The following is a 15,423-nucleotide window of genomic DNA, read 5'->3' on the forward strand; positions in this document are numbered from 1 at the left end:
GCGTTAGGGATTGAGGCATTTGTTGAAGCTCTCCCGATTTTTCTTCGGGAAGCGACTGCTGAAAGCCCGCCCCCCTTTTCGGGGTAACGCCCAAATTAATTTTGTTTTTTTGATTGTTAAATAGGCGTTAAAGTGGGCGTTAAAAAAAGTTAAAACGTATTTAGGAACTCAATAAATATTTAATTTTAATCGTTGTTTAATTCCCTCCTTAACGGGAATGACAATTTCAAGAGGAAACCTTAAAAATGAATTTTTGAGGAATTATTTTAAAATAAAATTAAATTGAACATATATGAAGAAGATTTTATCATTAGTACTAGTATCTGCATTGGGTGGCGTTTTAACACTTGGTGCTTACAAACTATTTTTAGAACCAGAAAATAAAGTTGTTGTAACAGCAACCAACGAAACACCTTCCTTTTTGCCCACTAACAATGTTAATACATTTTTAAACACTGCTGAAAACCCAGATTTTACTACAGCTGCTGAAAATACTGTGAATGCGGTTGTACACGTTAAAAACGTATCGATTAGCAGAGGGCAAATGACTATACAAGATTTATTTTCAGGAAGAAGCCCGCAACGTGCACAAATGGGTACAGGCTCTGGTGTTATTATTAATGCCGATGGTTATATTATTACGAATAATCATGTGATTAATAATTCGGATAAACTATCAGTAACTTTAAATAATAATAAAACATATGATGCCAAAATTGTAGGAACTGACCCGAAAACCGATATTGCATTATTAAAAATTGAACCAGATGAAGATTTACCTTATGTAACATTTGCCGATTCTGATCAAGCTAAAATTGGTGAATGGGTTCTGGCTGTTGGAAATCCTTTTAATTTAACATCTACAGTTACTGCTGGTATTATTAGTGCTAAAGCACGAGACTTATCGGGTAATAGTGCGCAATCTTTTATACAAACAGATGCGGCTGTAAACCCAGGAAATTCTGGTGGAGCGCTTGTAAACACCAAAGGAGAACTTGTTGGTATTAATACTGCTATTTCATCTCAAACGGGTTCTTATATTGGCTATTCGTTTGCTGTACCAAGTAATATTGCCAGACGTGTTATTGAAGATATTATGGAATATGGTAGTGTACAAAATGGTATTCTTGGTATTAACGGCACACCGCTACCGCTAGACCCAAAATCGGCTGAAAAACTAAACATTAATATTAATGATTCTGAAGGCATCTATATTGTTAATGTTATTGAAGATTCTGGAGCTGAAAAAGCAGGACTTATTACTGGCGATATTATAAAAGAAATTGATAATGTAAAGGTTTCAAAATTTGCCGATTTAACAGGACATATTAATGCAAAAAGAGTAGATGACGTTGTTACAATTAAAATATCTAGAGATGGAGAACTAAAAACTATACCTGTTACTTTAACTAGAAACGAAACTTTTACACTCCCTCCTGTTGGACAAATTAAAAATGCAAAAAAAGAAGACTTGAAAAAATTGAATGCCCCGAACGGTGTTAAAATAAGTAAGTTGAACGGAGAATATGCTGAGTACTGGAAAAATAATGGTGTAGAAGAAGGTGCTATTATAACATCTATTAACAATACCAAAATATACAATGTTGATGATGTAAAAGAAGCTATGACCTCTAAATCATCTTATGAACCTTTAAGAATAGAACTTATAAACTCTAACGGGGAAAAAGAACGTTATAACTTTAGATAAGAAACAAACCATTTTCGTTTTATAATCCTTCAAAATCTAAGAATTTTGAAGGATTATTTTTTTAATAAAACACGCTACGAAAACGTTTGAAATATAGTATTTTTGCGAAAAACTAACTAAAACTAAACTATTTAAAATGTCTTTTATTAAAAACTACGACAAGGAATTAGCCTTTCAAACGGATCGCCGCAGAGCTACTGTAGAGTTTATCAAAATTATTAGTGATTTATGGTATGAAAACTCTATTGAACTTGTTATTTTCAGAAATCAATTAATTGATAAAAATGTAAGTCAAATTTTAAACCTTCATGAATATGCTAGCAAATTTGTACAAAAACCTATTTCTGTTTTTGATACTGTAGAAATTGCTCAAGCCATTAAAACACTTAACATCCCTCCTGCAAAACTAGATATAGGAAAATTAACTTATGAATATTATTTAGAAGACAATCAGCATAATAATGCGATGGCCTTTGTTGTATCAAAACTAAAAAACGCTAATAAAAATGGTGAGATAAAACCAAAAGATGTTATTCTTTATGGCTTTGGAAGAATTGGACGCTTGGTAGCTCGCGAACTTATGGCTCGTACAGGTAAAGGAAGTCAGCTGCGTTTAAGAGCTATTGTTACCCGAGGTGTTGTTGACACCAAAACATTAGAAAAAAGAGCATCATTATTACGAAATGATTCAGTTCATGGTGATTTTTCAGGCACTGTTTCTATTGATAATGATAACAAAGCCCTTATTATAAACGGTACTACGGTTAATATTATTTCGGCAAATGCACCAGAAGATATAGATTATACCAAATATGATATTAGCAATGCATTAGTTATTGATAACACTGGCGCTTTTAGAGATAAAGAAGCTTTAAGCAGGCATTTAATTTCAAAAGGTGTAGACAAAGTTTTACTAACAGCACCAGGAAAAGAAATCCCAAATATTGTTTATGGTGTTAATCACAAAGAAAACGACCCTGATAAGATTAATATTTTCTCAGCAGCTTCATGTACCACAAATGCTATTACCCCTGTTTTAAAAGCTATTGAAGATTCTTTTGGCGTAAAAAGCGGTCATTTAGAAACTATTCACGCTTATACTAATGATCAAAACCTAGTAGATAATTTTCATGGTAAATACCGCCGTGGTCGTGCTGCAGGACTAAACATGGTTATTACAGAAACTGGTGCAGGAAAAGCAGTTTCTAAGGCATTACCAAGTTTAGAAGGCAAATTAACATCTAATGCTATTCGTGTACCTGTACCCAATGGCTCACTTGCTATTTTAAATTTAGAATTAAAAAACAAAACATCGCTTAATGGCGTAAATACAATTCTAAAAAAATATGCTTTAGAAGGTGATTTAGTTGAACAAATAAAATATGAACTAAGCGACGAACTTGTTTCTAGTGATATTGTTGGAGCATCAGCGCCTTCCATCTATGATAGTAAAGCCACTATTGTTAGAAAAGATGGTAAAAATATTATTGTATATATTTGGTATGATAACGAATATGGCTATAGCCATCAAGTTATTAGACTTGCAAAATATATTTCAAAAGTAAGACGCTATACGTATTATTAATAGCAAAAATCTAAAATTATTTTTTAGTCGTATATAATTTAGCCTCACCTAGTGAGGCTTTTTATTAATTATGCTATGTTTTAATAAACAATATTTTATAACTTCGTAAACCAAACAAAACCATTTTAAACCAAAATCATAAATGAAATCTCTTAAATACCTAGCTATTGCCTTTCTTTTTGTTTTATCATCAACATTATTTGCACAAACAAAAACACAGGAAGACAACCTTTCTTTAAACAGTGGTACTATTAAAAGTCAATTTGAATATGTTCTTAAAAAGTCAGGTAATTTTAAAGGTACTAATGGTCAAATGTATGAAGCTGTAAAACTTAACATGCTGCTTACCTTAAGAAATCACACTATTGACTCCTTAAAAACCATTCATAAGAATTTAACTGATACACAAGCTATTGTAAAAAAACAAGCTAAAGAAATTACAGATTTAAAATCTAACTTAACAAATACGCAAACAGATTTAGACAAGACTGAAACAGAAAAAAACAGTATGTCGCTATTTGGTATTCAAATGAGTAAATCTGGTTACAATGTCCTTATGTGGGCTATTATTGCTGGTTTATTAGCTATGCTTCTTTTCTTTATTTATAAATTTAAAAACAGCAATACTATTACTAAAGAAGCTAGAAAAGCTCTTGAAGAAATTGAAGAAGAATTTGAAGAGCATCGTAAAGTTGCTTTAGAACGCGAACAAAAAGTAAGACGCCAGTTGCAAGACGAAATTAATAAGCAGAAAAAAGCTTAATACTTATATTTTAAAATTAAAAAAATCTGTGATTTCCATTACAGATTTTTTTATGTTTATTTTTAAAACAAACACAATCTTGAATTTATAAAAAATTTCAATTACATTTATTAAAAAAATATAAATCACTAAAAAACAACCACTAACAACTAAACACATAAACCACCATGAAAATCAATAACATTTTAGAAGGCATAGGCAACACACCTGTTGTACGATTAAGTAAATTATTTCCAAATGCGAATGTTTGGATGAAACTTGAAAAATCAAATCCTGGAGGAAGCATTAAGGATAGAATTGCTTTATCTATGATTGAAGATGCTGAAAAGAAAAACCTTTTAACTAAAGACACCGAAATTATTGAACCTACCTCTGGAAACACAGGAATTGGTTTAGCTATGGTTGCAGCTGTAAAAGGATACAAACTTACATTAGTCATGCCAGAATCTATGTCTGTTGAACGACGTGCACTTATGGCTGCTTATGGCGCTAACCTTGTGCTAACACCAAAAGAATTAGGCTTAGGAGGTACAATTGCAAAAGCAAATGAGATGGTTGATAACAATACAAATGCGTGGATGCCATCTCAATTTACAAACCAAGCAAACCCAAAAATACACCGTAACACAACTGCTTTAGAAATTATTAAAGATTTTCCAGAAGGCTTAGATCATTTAATTACAGGTGTTGGTACTGGTGGGCATATTACTGGTATGTCTGAAGTTTTAAAAGAAAAATTTCCGAGTTTAAAAGTATTTGCTGTTGAGCCAAATGATTCTCCAGTAATTTCTGGAGGTGAACCTGGACCTCACCCACTTCAAGGTATTGGACCTGGATTTATTCCTGAAGTATTTAATATTAAAATAATTGATGGCGCCATTAGAATAACTAAAGAGGAAGCTTTTGCTGAAGTTAAAAACATAGCAACTACAGAAGGTATTTTAGTTGGTATTTCTACCGGAGCCTCTTTAGCTGCTGTTAGAAAACAATTGCAGACTATAAAAGGAGAAGAAACCATCCTAACTATGAATTATGATACTGGAGAACGCTACCTTTCTATTGAAGGACTTTTATCATAATTTTTAAGAAAACATATCTCATAAAAAAAGCTTCCAAATTGGAAGCTTTTTTTAATCAACACTTTAATTTCCTTATTTTACAGGAGCATTAAGTTTTGTGCTCATCTCCATAGAAATAGCTGTTCTATCAAACTTTAACTTTCCTGCCATCGTTTCAATAACACAACTGTTATCTTTATCATTTAACTCAGCTATTTTACCGTGTAATCCGCTTTTGGTAATAACTTTATCACCACGTTTTAATTCGGCTGCAAATTTCTTCTCTTTTTTTGCTCGTTTCATTTGAGGTGCAATCATAAAGAAATACACAACTACAAACATTAGTATAAACGGCAAAAATTGTCCCATTCCTTCTCCCATAATATTCTTTTTTTATTTAGTGAGCAGCTGCTGCTGCTTTTGGTTTAGCATTTGGGTCTGGTTTTACAAACGCTTTTATTTTTACTACTTCAGAACCTTTTTCTGTATTCGCAGTAACTGTTATTGATTTAGATATTTTACTAGATCCTGCCCCACTAAACTTTACTGAAAAACTAGCTGAATCTCCTGGAAGTAAAGGTTCTCTACTCCAATTTTGAGGGATAGTACATCCACAAGAACTTTTTATATTAGTAACAACAAGTGGTGCATTACCTGTGTTTTTATATGTAAACGTAGTTTCTTGAGGCGATCTATATTCTATTTCACCAAAATCATGTTCTGTTTTATCAAACTCAATTACTGGAAACTTAGTTGAATTAGCATCTCTTTCTGCTGCTGCTACAACATTACTTTCTTCTATTTTTTTTGCTGCATTTTCTTTACAAGAAACAAATGCTACTAGGCATAATGCACTTAATCCTAATATAACTTTTTTCATTTTAAATACTGTTTAATATTAAAGATGTAAAAATAGCAATTATTTAATCTATTAAAAATTTTTATTAGAGGCTTTAACAGAAAATTACATCAACCCTCGACCTACTTTATTTAAGGCTCCTGCTTCTTCATATTCTTTTACCAACTTATCTAATATTCCGTTAATAAAAATACTGCTCTTAGGTGTTGAATATTCTTTAGCTATTTCTAAATACTCATTAATAGTCACTTTTACAGGAATTGATGGGAATTTTTTCAACTCACAAATAGCCATTTGTAATAACACATAATCAACATTTGCAATACGATCTGATTCCCAATTTTGAGTTTTACCTTCAATTTCTTTATTAATGGCCGATCTATTTAAAAGCGTTTTTCTAAATAAATCGATAGCATATTGTTTATCTTCAATATCTTTATAAAGTTTAGGCGTAAAATGATGATCTGGCGAACTCGCTTTAGATTTTCTTAGTATTTTTAAAATAGCAGTATTTACTGTAGGCAAATCATCTAACCAAGTTAAATTTTTATCTTCAAGATATTCGTAAAGCTTCTCGTTAGGCGCCATAATATCTTTAAAAACATCAACAAGAAATGCTTTATCTTCCTTAAAATCTGACACCTTAGTTTGCATATACTCTTTATACAAATCGCTAGACACAATTGCTTTAAAAATAACATCCACATACTCACTATCAAGCTCCCAGTTATTTATTTTATAAGCCTCGAACCTATCTTTTAATTCTAGGTTGTTTTTAAGTAATAGCAATAATTGGTTGTTAACAAATTTCCTGTTAGGATCTTTGTCTTCTTTAGTTGCTAAATGTTTCTGTTGTTTTTTTTGTAAATCGTTTTCTGCTCTTTTTTGAACTTCAAGTAATAACGATATTAATAGTAGGTACAAGTTGTACATATTATCTATACTAAACAATAAAAACTTTTGATCTTTACTTAGGTCATCACTTTCACTACCTTTAAAGGCATACATAGTTTGCATTACCTTTACGCGAATATGTCTTCTGTTTAGCATAATAAAAAAGAACTTAAATTTTAAAAAACGTAATTATCATTAATTTCGTTCGGCAAAAATAATATTATTTTAAAAAACTACTTCATATTATTTACTTTATTATCTAATAGATTTTAAAGTATATTTAACACTTAGTAAATGTTAATACTAAGAGCTGTTTTATTATAAACCTTTATCTTTGTTAACTCACATTTTTTTACACATAAAAGTGAATCCTTAGATTATTAATGAAAGAATTACAACATTTAAATAAATATTTTTTAAAATACAAAGTACATCTTTTAACAGGTATTGCTATTACTATTGTTGCTAGAATATTTTTACTTTTTACACCTCGACTGGTTAGAGAAATTTTTGTGATAGTTGAAAAATATAAAGAAGGGAATGTTATTGGGGATTCTACAATTGAAAGTGAACTAACCCAAATTATACTTTATATTATTGGTGCTGCCATAATTGGTGGTATTCTTACTTTTTTTATGAGACAAGCCATTATAAACGTGTCTCGATATATAGAATACGATTTAAAAAACGAAATTTATGACCAGTACCAAAAACTTTCTTTAAACTTTTATAAAAAGAATAGAACAGGCGATTTAATGAATCGTATAAGTGAAGATGTTGGTCGTGTTCGTATGTATGTTGGTCCCGCCATTATGTATAGTATTAATACCATTACACTTTTTGTAATAGCACTAATCTACATGTTTAATACTGCTCCTAAACTAGCGCTTTACACCATTTTCCCATTACCTATTCTATCTATAGTAATTTATAAATTAAGCAAAGAAATACATAAAAGAAGTACTATTGTTCAACAATATTTATCAAAATTATCAACTTATACACAAGAGTCTTTTAGTGGTATTTCAGTTATTAAAGCTTATGGTATTGAGCCATTAACATCTACAAACTTTAACGAATTAGCAGCTACTAGCAAAGAAAAACAAATTAGCTTAGCAAAAGTACAGGCTTGGTTTTTCCCTATGATGATACTTCTTATAGGTATTAGCAACTTATTAGTTATTTACATAGGCGGCATGCAATATATAAATGGAGAGATTGAAAGTTTAGGCACTATTGCCGAATTTATTATTTATGTAAATATGCTTACATGGCCAGTTGCAACAGTAGGTTGGGTCACCTCTATTGTTCAACAAGCGGAAGCTTCACAAAAACGAATTAATGAGTTCTTAAAAATAGAACCAGAAATTAAAAACACGGTTGAAGCACATACCAAAATTACTGGTGATATTGAGTTTAAAAACGTATCGTTTACTTATGACGACACTAACATTCAGGCTTTAAATAAAATAAATTTTAGAGTAAAAGAAGGGGAGACACTGGCTATTATAGGCAAAACAGGATCTGGAAAATCTACAGTTTTAGATTTAATAGGTCGACTTTATGACATTGACAATGGAAGCATTAATATTAACAATATAGAAATTGACAAACATAATTTAACAGATTTAAGAGATGCTGTTGGTTATGTACCACAAGATGCTTTCTTATTTTCTGATTCTATAAAAAGCAACATCAAGTTTGGAAAAGAAGATGCCACCGATGCCGATGTTATTGAAGCTGCTAAAAACGCACAAGTCCATAAAAATATTATTAAGTTTAATAATGGTTACGATACTGTTTTAGGTGAACGTGGTATTACGCTTTCTGGCGGACAAAAACAGCGTGTATCTATTGCTAGAGCCATTATAAAATCGCCTGAAATTTTATTATTTGACGATTGTTTATCGGCAGTAGATACAGAAACAGAGGAAAAAATACTAAAAAACCTTAATAAATTATCTGAAGGTAAAACAACAATTATAGTTAGTCATAGAATTTCTTCAGCTAAAAATGCCGACAAAATCATTGTTTTAGACAACGGAGAAATCGTACAAGAAGGCACACATGAATCACTTATTAACGTAGATGGTTACTACAAACATCTTTACCTAAAACAATTAAGTGAAACCGTTTCAAATTAAATTTTGACAGTTAAAAACACCTAATTATTCCGTTTGCTTTTTTTATGCTTTTATCACTAAATAGTAATATTTCAAAAAGAAACTACAATATTTGTTGGTTAGTATTGGTTTTTTTTAGATTTTTGGTATACAAATGCTAATCGCATAAATCTCAAAACAACACTATGAATAATTATGATATGATGGAGAAAGAAGAAATTTTTTCAAAAGTATTAAGAGCAGGAAGACGCACTTATTTTTTTGATGTAAGAGCTACTAAAGCAGAAGATTATTATCTAACAATTACTGAAAGTAAAAAATTCACTAACGATGATGGATCTTTTCATTATAAAAAACATAAAATTTATATTTACAAAGAAGATTTTGCTGAATTTAAAGAGATTTTAGCAGAAATGACTGATTACATTATAAACGAAAAAGGTAATGAAGTGATTAGTGAGCGTCATCAAAAAGATTTTAAAAAGGAATATAATAATACACCTATTGCTACAGAAACTGAAGATGCTGAATCACCTGAAGCTAAAACTACTGAAAGTTTTACAGATGTAGATTTTGATGATATTTAATTAACTTGAACAATTTTATATTAAAAACCGTTACAGTTTTGTAACGGTTTTTTTTATTTTACTAAGCAACTACACTCCCATTTTTCACTTTATTTTCTGGGTTTAACAAAATAACATCTTTTCCATTAACAGCTCCCAAAACCAAACACTCACTCATAAACTTAGCAATTTGCTTTTTAGGAAAATTAACAACAGCTATAATTTGTTTTTTAAGTAAATCTTCTTTTTTATAAAGTGTTGTTATTTGAGCCGATGTTTTTTTTATTCCTAAATCTCCAAAATCAATAATTAGTTGGTATGCTGGATTGCGTGCTTCAGGAAAATCATTCACTTCTAAAATAGTTCCTACTCGTAAATCTATTTTTGTAAAATCTTCGAAAGTTATTGTATCGTTCATTGCCTAAAAATACAAATAATCACGAACTTTGTTAAAAATATTTATTTATGGCAAATACTCCTTCAAACATGATTCCTTTAGGAACCCAAGCACCCGATTTTAATTTGTTGGACACCGTATCTGACAGTGTTTTATCGCTTCAGCAATTAAAAGGAAGTACAGGCACTGTTATTATGTTTATTTGCAACCATTGTCCGTTTGTAATTCATATAAATTCGCAAATAGTAAAAATGTCCAATGACTATAGCAAAAAAGGCATTCAATTTATAGCCATTTCTAGTAACGATGTTATAAACTATCCACAAGATAGCCCTGAAAAAATGAAAGTCCTAGCTAAAAATGAAAGTTATCCTTTTCCTTATTTATATGATGAATCTCAAGAAGTAGCAAAAACTTATGATGCGGCTTGCACACCAGATTTATATCTTTTTAATAAACAACTAAAACTTATTTATAGAGGGCAACTTGATGACTCAAGACCTGGAAACGGACTTGCTGTAACTGGCAACGATTTAAAACATGCTCTAAATTGCTTAATTGAGGACAAAGAAAACATGGCCGTTCAAAAACCTAGTATTGGTTGTAATATAAAATGGAAGTAATTAAAATTTTAATTGCCAAAACCCTATATCGTGCCATTTTCCAAATTTTAATCCAGCTTCTTTTAAATGAGCCACTTGATTAAAACCAAACTTTTCATGTAATTTAATACTTGGCTCGTTAGGAACAGTTAACACTCCTAAAGCTGTGTGAAAATGACTTTGCTTTAATTGCTTTAACAACTCTTTATATAGCTTTGTTCCAATTTGTTTTCCGTGTGCTCCATGTTTTACATAAACGGTAGTTTCTACTGTATAGTTATAAGCTGGTCGTGGTCTAAACTTACTTCCATAGGCATATCCTAAAATTTCACCCGCTTCCTCATAAACAATAAAAGGAAAATCTGTTTTAATATCTATTATTTTTTTAGTAAATGAATTTAATTTAGAAACCTCTAAATCAAAAGTTACTACGGTATTTAAAACATAATAATTATAAATATTTAGAAGTTCTTGAGCATCATCTATATGAACCTTTCTAATCATAAATAAATATTTAAATCCAATTATTATGTTTTAGTACATTTTCTATATGCGCATAATGATGGTTACTATGCCATGCATAATTTCCAATATTAAAACTTAATATAACTTGACTATTAGTTTCAGGATGTATAAAACACTTGTTTAAATCATACTCATTCAACGTTTTAAGTAAATACACTAGCTTAGTATGAATAGCTTTTAAATGCAATAAAGACATCTCTATTGGTGCTGTTTTAGAATCTATTAATTCGGCCCATCGTTCTTCATAATATGCTTTTATAACAGGGTTATCTTCTGTTAAAGCCCATTTAAAACGAATATAGCTATGATGATGACTATCTGATAAATGATGAACGACTTGTCTTATTGTCCAGCCTCCTGGTCTATAAACCGTATCTAACTGTTCGTTGGTTAAACCTTTAACAAGATTTTCTAACTTATTTGGAAAATGCTCTAAAATAGAAATCCAATTTGCTATATCTTCTTTAGAAATATTTGTTGGGCAATCAAATTGACCTATTGGATATTTAAGTAACTGTAATTCTTTCTCTGTCATAAAAACAAAGATAGAAATTGTTAGGCAACTTCGTTCATCCCTTTTTTAACAAAATTAACAGCGTTATATAAATTATTAAAGTGTTTAATTTTTATCCTTAAAAATAAATTTTCAACCAAAACACACAACTTTCCCAATTTACTATCGGATACAATGCAATATTCTTTTAAATCAAATTTACTATTATAAAACTTTGGCCAATCTGAAGGTACAACAGAATATGGATATACTCTATTAGATATATAAATAAGATCATCTCCGTTTGTTCCTAAAAAACAAGAAATATCTTCTGTAACAAGTCTTGCATGATTATCCCAAGTATAATTAACTCCCCGGTTAATTTCAGCTACTACAAAGCCTTTAAAAATAAATATATTTCCAAATGGATAATTTAATTCTTTTATAACTTCAGAATATAAAGGTGTCGCTTTAACATTTATCATTTTTTAAAAATATTTTATAATAACCTATTTTTAAAATATAATCGACAAACAAAGTATTACTTAGTTTATATAACAAAAAAAGCACCCAATAATTGAGTGCTTTTTTTGTTATATATTCTGAATATTATTTCACATCCATCAACTCTACGTCAAAAATTAAAGTAGCATCTGGTGGAATAACCCCTCCAGCACCAGCACTTCCGTAAGCTAGATGACTAGGAATAACAAAACGAGCTTTATCTCCAACTTTCAATAAACCTACACCTTCATCCCACCCTGGAATTACTTGACCAACACCTAATTGAAAATCGATAGGTTGATTACGTTTATATGAAGAATCAAACACGGTTCCGTCAGTTAATTGTCCTTTATAATGTACAGATACTGTTTTTCCTTTTTCTGCACTTGCACCAGAACCTTCTTGAATAATTTGATAGCGTAAACCACTATCTGTTTTATTAAAACCAGAAGCAATTTTTTCTAAAGCTGCTTCGGCTGCTGCTTTTGCTTCTGCTAATTTTGCTTCTCTAGATCCTTCAAAAGTTCTAAAAGCTTCAACAGCATTAAAAGCTTCGGCCTCAGCTCCTACTCTTACAATGTCTAAAGTATCAATAAGATCACCTTGAGCAATAGCATCAACAACATCTTGTCCAGATTGTACTTTTCCAAAAACAGTATGCTTGTTATCTAACCAAGCTGTTTCAACATGTGTTATAAAAAACTGACTTCCATTAGTTCCTGGTCCTGCATTTGCCATAGAAAGCACACCTGGTCCGTCGTGTTTTAAATCTGGATGAAATTCATCATCAAATTTATGTCCTGGATCTCCAGTTCCTGTTCCTAGTGGACAACCACCTTGAATCATAAAATCTGGTATTACTCTATGGAATTTTAAACCATTATAATATGGTGTTCCTTGAGGTTTTACCTTGTTTTCTAGGTTTCCTTCAGCTAAAGCTACAAAGTGCCCTACTGTACCTGGTGTTTTTTGATATTCTAAAGCAACAAGAATTTCTCCTTTTGTTGTGTTAAATTTTGCGTATAAACCGTCTTGCATTGTTCTAATTTTTAAGAAAACGCAAAGATATAAAACAAAGTGAGAAGTACGAAGTTAGAAGTGTAAAGTTTAGTTTGCTACTTCACTAATAAACTTGATACGATACAAACGAAGTTCTTCATCATCATAATCACCATCAAACTCTTCAATTGCTGCATCAATATTATCAGTCTCAGATTCCATGAAATAATCATGTATTTCTTCTTGCTGATCTTCATCTAGAATATCGTGTAACCAATAATCAATATTCAGTTTGGTTCCTGAATACACAATAGCTTCCATTTCCTTTATAAAATCGGGCATAGACATGCCTTTTGAAGACGCAATATCATCTAACGGTAATTTTCTATCTACATTCTGAATGATGTATAATTTATTAGCAGAATTAGTACCCGTAGATTTTACAACTAAATCATCTGGTCTCGTAATATCGTTCTCGTCAACATACTTAGAAATTAAAGCTACAAAATCTTTACCATATTTTTTTGCTTTACCATCTCCAACTCCATGTACATTTGCTAATTCGGTAAGATTTATTGGGTATTTTAAAGACATATCTTCTAAAGAAGGATCTTGAAAAATAACAAATGGAGGAACACCAAGTTTTTTAGCATTCTTTTTACGTAAATCTTTGAGCATACCCATTAAAACAGCATCTGCAACAGATCCGCTTCCTTTAGACGCTGTAATAATTGTACCATCTTCTTGTTCGCCTTCAAAAATATGATCTTCGGTCATCATGAACGATTGCGGATTGCTTATAAAATCTACTCCCGCCTCTTTCAACTTAATAACTCCGTAAGTTTCTATATCTTTTTTAAGATAGCCAGCAACCAATACTTGCCTTAAAAGTGCCATCCAATATTTATTATCTTTACTTTTTCCGTTTCCGAAAAAAGGCTGTTCATTGGTTCTATGAGAATTAATTAACGCATTTTCTTTTCCTATAATAACGCTAACTAAATCTTTAGATTTATATTTCTGATTCGTTTTTTGAATAATTTCTAACAACAGTTGTGCATCATCCTTAGCTTCAACTTGCTTTTTAGGGTGACGTACATTATCGTCCATATCTCCACCTTCGCCTGTTTCATTATCAAACTCTTCTCCAAAATAATGTAAAATAAATTTACGCCTGGATATTGAAGTTTCGGCAAATGCAACCACTTCTTGTAATAAGGCTTGTCCGATTTCTTGTTCTGCAACAGGTTTACCAGACATAAATTTTTCTAACTTTTCTATATCCTTATATGCATAATATGCTAAACAATGCCCTTCGCCTCCATCTCGTCCTGCACGTCCTGTTTCTTGATAGTAACTTTCAATACTTTTAGGAATATCATGATGAATTACAAAACGCACATCGGGTTTATCTATTCCCATTCCAAATGCAATGGTAGCAACCACAACATCTACATCTTCCATAAGAAACTTATCTTGATGGCTAGATCTTGTTTTAGCATCTAAACCAGCATGATACGGTACTGCTTTTACTCCATTAACCTGTAATACTTGCGCTAATTCTTCTACACGCTTTCTACTTAAACAATAAACAATACCCGACTTACCATCGTTCTGCTTTACAAAACGAATAATATCGGCATCAACATTTTTTGTTTTTGGTCGTACTTCATAATATAAATTAGGTCTATTAAAGGACGCCTTAAATGTTGTTGCACCACTAATACCTAAGTTTTTTATAATATCTTCTTGTACTTTAGGCGTTGCTGTTGCTGTTAATCCTATAATAGGAATATTATCGCCAATACGTTTTATAATATGACGTAAATTTCTATACTCTGGTCTAAAGTCATGTCCCCACTCACTAATACAATGCGCTTCATCAATAGCTAAAAAAGACACTTTTACAGAACGTAAAAAATCAACATTCTCTTCTTTAGTAAGCGATTCTGGAGCTACATAAAGTAACTTAGTAATACCGTTTACAATATCTTCTTTAACGCGTTTTACTTCGGTTTTATTTAATGAAGAATTTAATACGTGTGCAACACCCTCTTCTTTTGAAATACCTCTTATTGCATCTACTTGGTTTTTCATTAAAGCAATTAAGGGAGAGACAACAATGGCTGTACCTTCTTGCATTAACGCTGGTAATTGATAACAGAGCGACTTACCGCCTCCTGTTGGCATTATTACAAACGTATGATTTTTAGACATGATACTCTCTACAACGCCTTCTTGAAGACCTTTGAATTTATTAAATCCAAAATATTTTTTTAATGCAGAATGCAAATCAGTTTTTGCTATTGACATGAATTTTATAAAAATTTATTTCTACTTATTTAAT

General features: G+C 30.9%; 16 protein-coding genes. 7 read left to right on the forward strand and 9 right to left on the reverse strand.

What is annotated here, in order from left to right:
* Window positions 1-292 precede the first annotated feature (292 nt).
* From ACH5TX_RS10735 to cysK, 4 genes are all read left to right on the forward strand, one after another.
* Window positions 293-1,708 carry a S1C family serine protease gene (locus ACH5TX_RS10735; protein WP_439339503.1) on the forward strand — a complete coding sequence of 472 codons (1,416 nt, stop codon included), beginning with the start codon at window positions 293-295 and terminating at the stop codon, window positions 1,706-1,708.
* Window positions 1,709-1,844: 136 nt separating this feature from the next.
* On the forward strand, window positions 1,845-3,293 hold the full coding sequence (locus ACH5TX_RS10740) for a glyceraldehyde-3-phosphate dehydrogenase (protein ID WP_439339504.1): 1,449 nt from the start codon (window positions 1,845-1,847) through the stop codon (window positions 3,291-3,293).
* Window positions 3,294-3,435: 142 nt separating this feature from the next.
* Window positions 3,436-4,056 carry a tRNA (guanine-N1)-methyltransferase gene (locus ACH5TX_RS10745; protein ID WP_439339505.1) on the forward strand — a complete coding sequence of 207 codons (621 nt, stop codon included), beginning with the start codon at window positions 3,436-3,438 and terminating at the stop codon, window positions 4,054-4,056.
* 167 nt (window positions 4,057-4,223) lie between these two features.
* Window positions 4,224-5,135: a cysteine synthase A gene (gene cysK, locus ACH5TX_RS10750; protein WP_439339506.1), complete on the forward strand. Its 912-nt coding sequence runs from the start codon at window positions 4,224-4,226 to the stop codon at window positions 5,133-5,135.
* A 72-nt stretch (window positions 5,136-5,207) separates the two neighbouring features.
* On the opposite strand, the gene yajC is transcribed toward cysK, so the two are convergent.
* From yajC to nusB, 3 genes are all read right to left on the reverse strand, one after another.
* A complete protein-coding gene (gene yajC / locus ACH5TX_RS10755; protein WP_439339507.1) occupies window positions 5,208-5,495 on the reverse strand; it encodes a preprotein translocase subunit YajC in 288 nt (95 codons plus the stop codon).
* 16 nt (window positions 5,496-5,511) lie between these two features.
* Window positions 5,512-5,994, reverse strand: coding sequence for a DUF1573 domain-containing protein (locus tag ACH5TX_RS10760; RefSeq protein ID WP_439339508.1), 483 nt, complete (start codon window positions 5,992-5,994; stop codon window positions 5,512-5,514).
* 84 nt (window positions 5,995-6,078) lie between these two features.
* Window positions 6,079-7,023 carry a transcription antitermination factor NusB gene (nusB, locus tag ACH5TX_RS10765; RefSeq protein WP_439339509.1) on the reverse strand — a complete coding sequence of 315 codons (945 nt, stop codon included), beginning with the start codon at window positions 7,021-7,023 and terminating at the stop codon, window positions 6,079-6,081.
* Between the two features lie 227 nt (window positions 7,024-7,250).
* On the opposite strand from nusB, the gene ACH5TX_RS10770 reads away from it, so the two are divergent.
* Together ACH5TX_RS10770 and ACH5TX_RS10775 are read left to right on the forward strand one after the other, a co-directional pair.
* A complete protein-coding gene (locus tag ACH5TX_RS10770; protein ID WP_439339510.1) occupies window positions 7,251-9,011 on the forward strand; it encodes an ABC transporter ATP-binding protein in 1,761 nt (586 codons plus the stop codon).
* Between the two features lie 164 nt (window positions 9,012-9,175).
* Window positions 9,176-9,577 (forward strand): PUR family DNA/RNA-binding protein, encoded by a 402-nt coding sequence (locus ACH5TX_RS10775; protein ID WP_439339511.1) that lies wholly within the window; start codon window positions 9,176-9,178, stop codon window positions 9,575-9,577.
* 61 nt (window positions 9,578-9,638) lie between these two features.
* Here ACH5TX_RS10775 and ACH5TX_RS10780 read toward each other — a convergent pair whose 3' ends face one another.
* Window positions 9,639-9,974 carry a tRNA-binding protein gene (locus ACH5TX_RS10780; RefSeq protein ID WP_439339512.1) on the reverse strand — a complete coding sequence of 112 codons (336 nt, stop codon included), beginning with the start codon at window positions 9,972-9,974 and terminating at the stop codon, window positions 9,639-9,641.
* A gap of 47 nt (window positions 9,975-10,021) precedes the next feature.
* Here ACH5TX_RS10780 and ACH5TX_RS10785 point away from each other — a divergent pair, with 47 nt between their 5' ends.
* Window positions 10,022-10,576, forward strand: a complete 555-nt coding sequence (locus tag ACH5TX_RS10785; RefSeq protein WP_439339513.1) for a thioredoxin family protein — start codon at window positions 10,022-10,024, stop codon at window positions 10,574-10,576.
* Here the strand turns inward: ACH5TX_RS10785 and ACH5TX_RS10790 are convergent, their stop codons facing one another.
* The 5 genes from ACH5TX_RS10790 to ACH5TX_RS10810 form a co-directional block, all read right to left on the reverse strand.
* Entirely contained in the window at window positions 10,577-11,059 is a 483-nt protein-coding gene (locus tag ACH5TX_RS10790; protein ID WP_439339514.1) for a GNAT family N-acetyltransferase, read from the reverse strand. It lies immediately after the preceding gene.
* A 10-nt stretch (window positions 11,060-11,069) separates the two neighbouring features.
* Complete coding sequence (locus ACH5TX_RS10795) at window positions 11,070-11,615, reverse strand: YfiT family bacillithiol transferase (RefSeq protein ID WP_439339515.1); 546 nt, start codon at window positions 11,613-11,615, stop codon at window positions 11,070-11,072.
* Window positions 11,616-11,635: 20 nt separating this feature from the next.
* Entirely contained in the window at window positions 11,636-12,058 is a 423-nt protein-coding gene (locus ACH5TX_RS10800; RefSeq protein WP_439339516.1) for a hypothetical protein, read from the reverse strand.
* 124 nt (window positions 12,059-12,182) lie between these two features.
* A complete protein-coding gene (locus tag ACH5TX_RS10805) occupies window positions 12,183-13,115 on the reverse strand; it encodes a peptidylprolyl isomerase (RefSeq protein WP_439339517.1) in 933 nt (310 codons plus the stop codon).
* 69 nt (window positions 13,116-13,184) lie between these two features.
* Window positions 13,185-15,389: a RecQ family ATP-dependent DNA helicase gene (locus ACH5TX_RS10810; protein WP_439339518.1), complete on the reverse strand. Its 2,205-nt coding sequence runs from the start codon at window positions 15,387-15,389 to the stop codon at window positions 13,185-13,187.
* Window positions 15,390-15,423 lie beyond the last annotated feature (34 nt).

Source organism: Thalassobellus citreus, assembly GCF_044385915.1.
Taxonomy (GTDB): domain Bacteria; phylum Bacteroidota; class Bacteroidia; order Flavobacteriales; family Flavobacteriaceae; genus Thalassobellus; species Thalassobellus citreus.

Bases quoted from the DNA above. Each gene is read 5' to 3' on its own strand.
- ACH5TX_RS10810 (WP_439339518.1), bottom strand. From the start codon at position 15,389: ATGTCAATAGCAAAAACTGATTTGCATTCTGCATTAAAAAAATATTTT.
- ACH5TX_RS10740 (WP_439339504.1), top strand. From the start codon at position 1,845: ATGTCTTTTATTAAAAACTACGACAAGGAATTAGCCTTTCAAACGGAT.
- ACH5TX_RS10780 (WP_439339512.1), bottom strand. From the start codon at position 9,974: ATGAACGATACAATAACTTTCGAAGATTTTACAAAAATAGATTTACGA.
- cysK (WP_439339506.1), top strand. From the start codon at position 4,224: ATGAAAATCAATAACATTTTAGAAGGCATAGGCAACACACCTGTTGTA.
- ACH5TX_RS10785 (WP_439339513.1), top strand. From the start codon at position 10,022: ATGGCAAATACTCCTTCAAACATGATTCCTTTAGGAACCCAAGCACCC.
- ACH5TX_RS10800 (WP_439339516.1), bottom strand. From the start codon at position 12,058: ATGATAAATGTTAAAGCGACACCTTTATATTCTGAAGTTATAAAAGAA.
- ACH5TX_RS10735 (WP_439339503.1), top strand. From the start codon at position 293: ATGAAGAAGATTTTATCATTAGTACTAGTATCTGCATTGGGTGGCGTT.
- ACH5TX_RS10745 (WP_439339505.1), top strand. From the start codon at position 3,436: ATGAAATCTCTTAAATACCTAGCTATTGCCTTTCTTTTTGTTTTATCA.
- nusB (WP_439339509.1), bottom strand. From the start codon at position 7,023: ATGCTAAACAGAAGACATATTCGCGTAAAGGTAATGCAAACTATGTAT.
- ACH5TX_RS10775 (WP_439339511.1), top strand. From the start codon at position 9,176: ATGAATAATTATGATATGATGGAGAAAGAAGAAATTTTTTCAAAAGTA.
- ACH5TX_RS10760 (WP_439339508.1), bottom strand. From the start codon at position 5,994: ATGAAAAAAGTTATATTAGGATTAAGTGCATTATGCCTAGTAGCATTT.
- ACH5TX_RS10790 (WP_439339514.1), bottom strand. From the start codon at position 11,059: ATGATTAGAAAGGTTCATATAGATGATGCTCAAGAACTTCTAAATATT.
- ACH5TX_RS10805 (WP_439339517.1), bottom strand. From the start codon at position 13,115: ATGCAAGACGGTTTATACGCAAAATTTAACACAACAAAAGGAGAAATT.
- ACH5TX_RS10795 (WP_439339515.1), bottom strand. From the start codon at position 11,615: ATGACAGAGAAAGAATTACAGTTACTTAAATATCCAATAGGTCAATTT.
- yajC (WP_439339507.1), bottom strand. From the start codon at position 5,495: ATGGGAGAAGGAATGGGACAATTTTTGCCGTTTATACTAATGTTTGTA.
- ACH5TX_RS10770 (WP_439339510.1), top strand. From the start codon at position 7,251: ATGAAAGAATTACAACATTTAAATAAATATTTTTTAAAATACAAAGTA.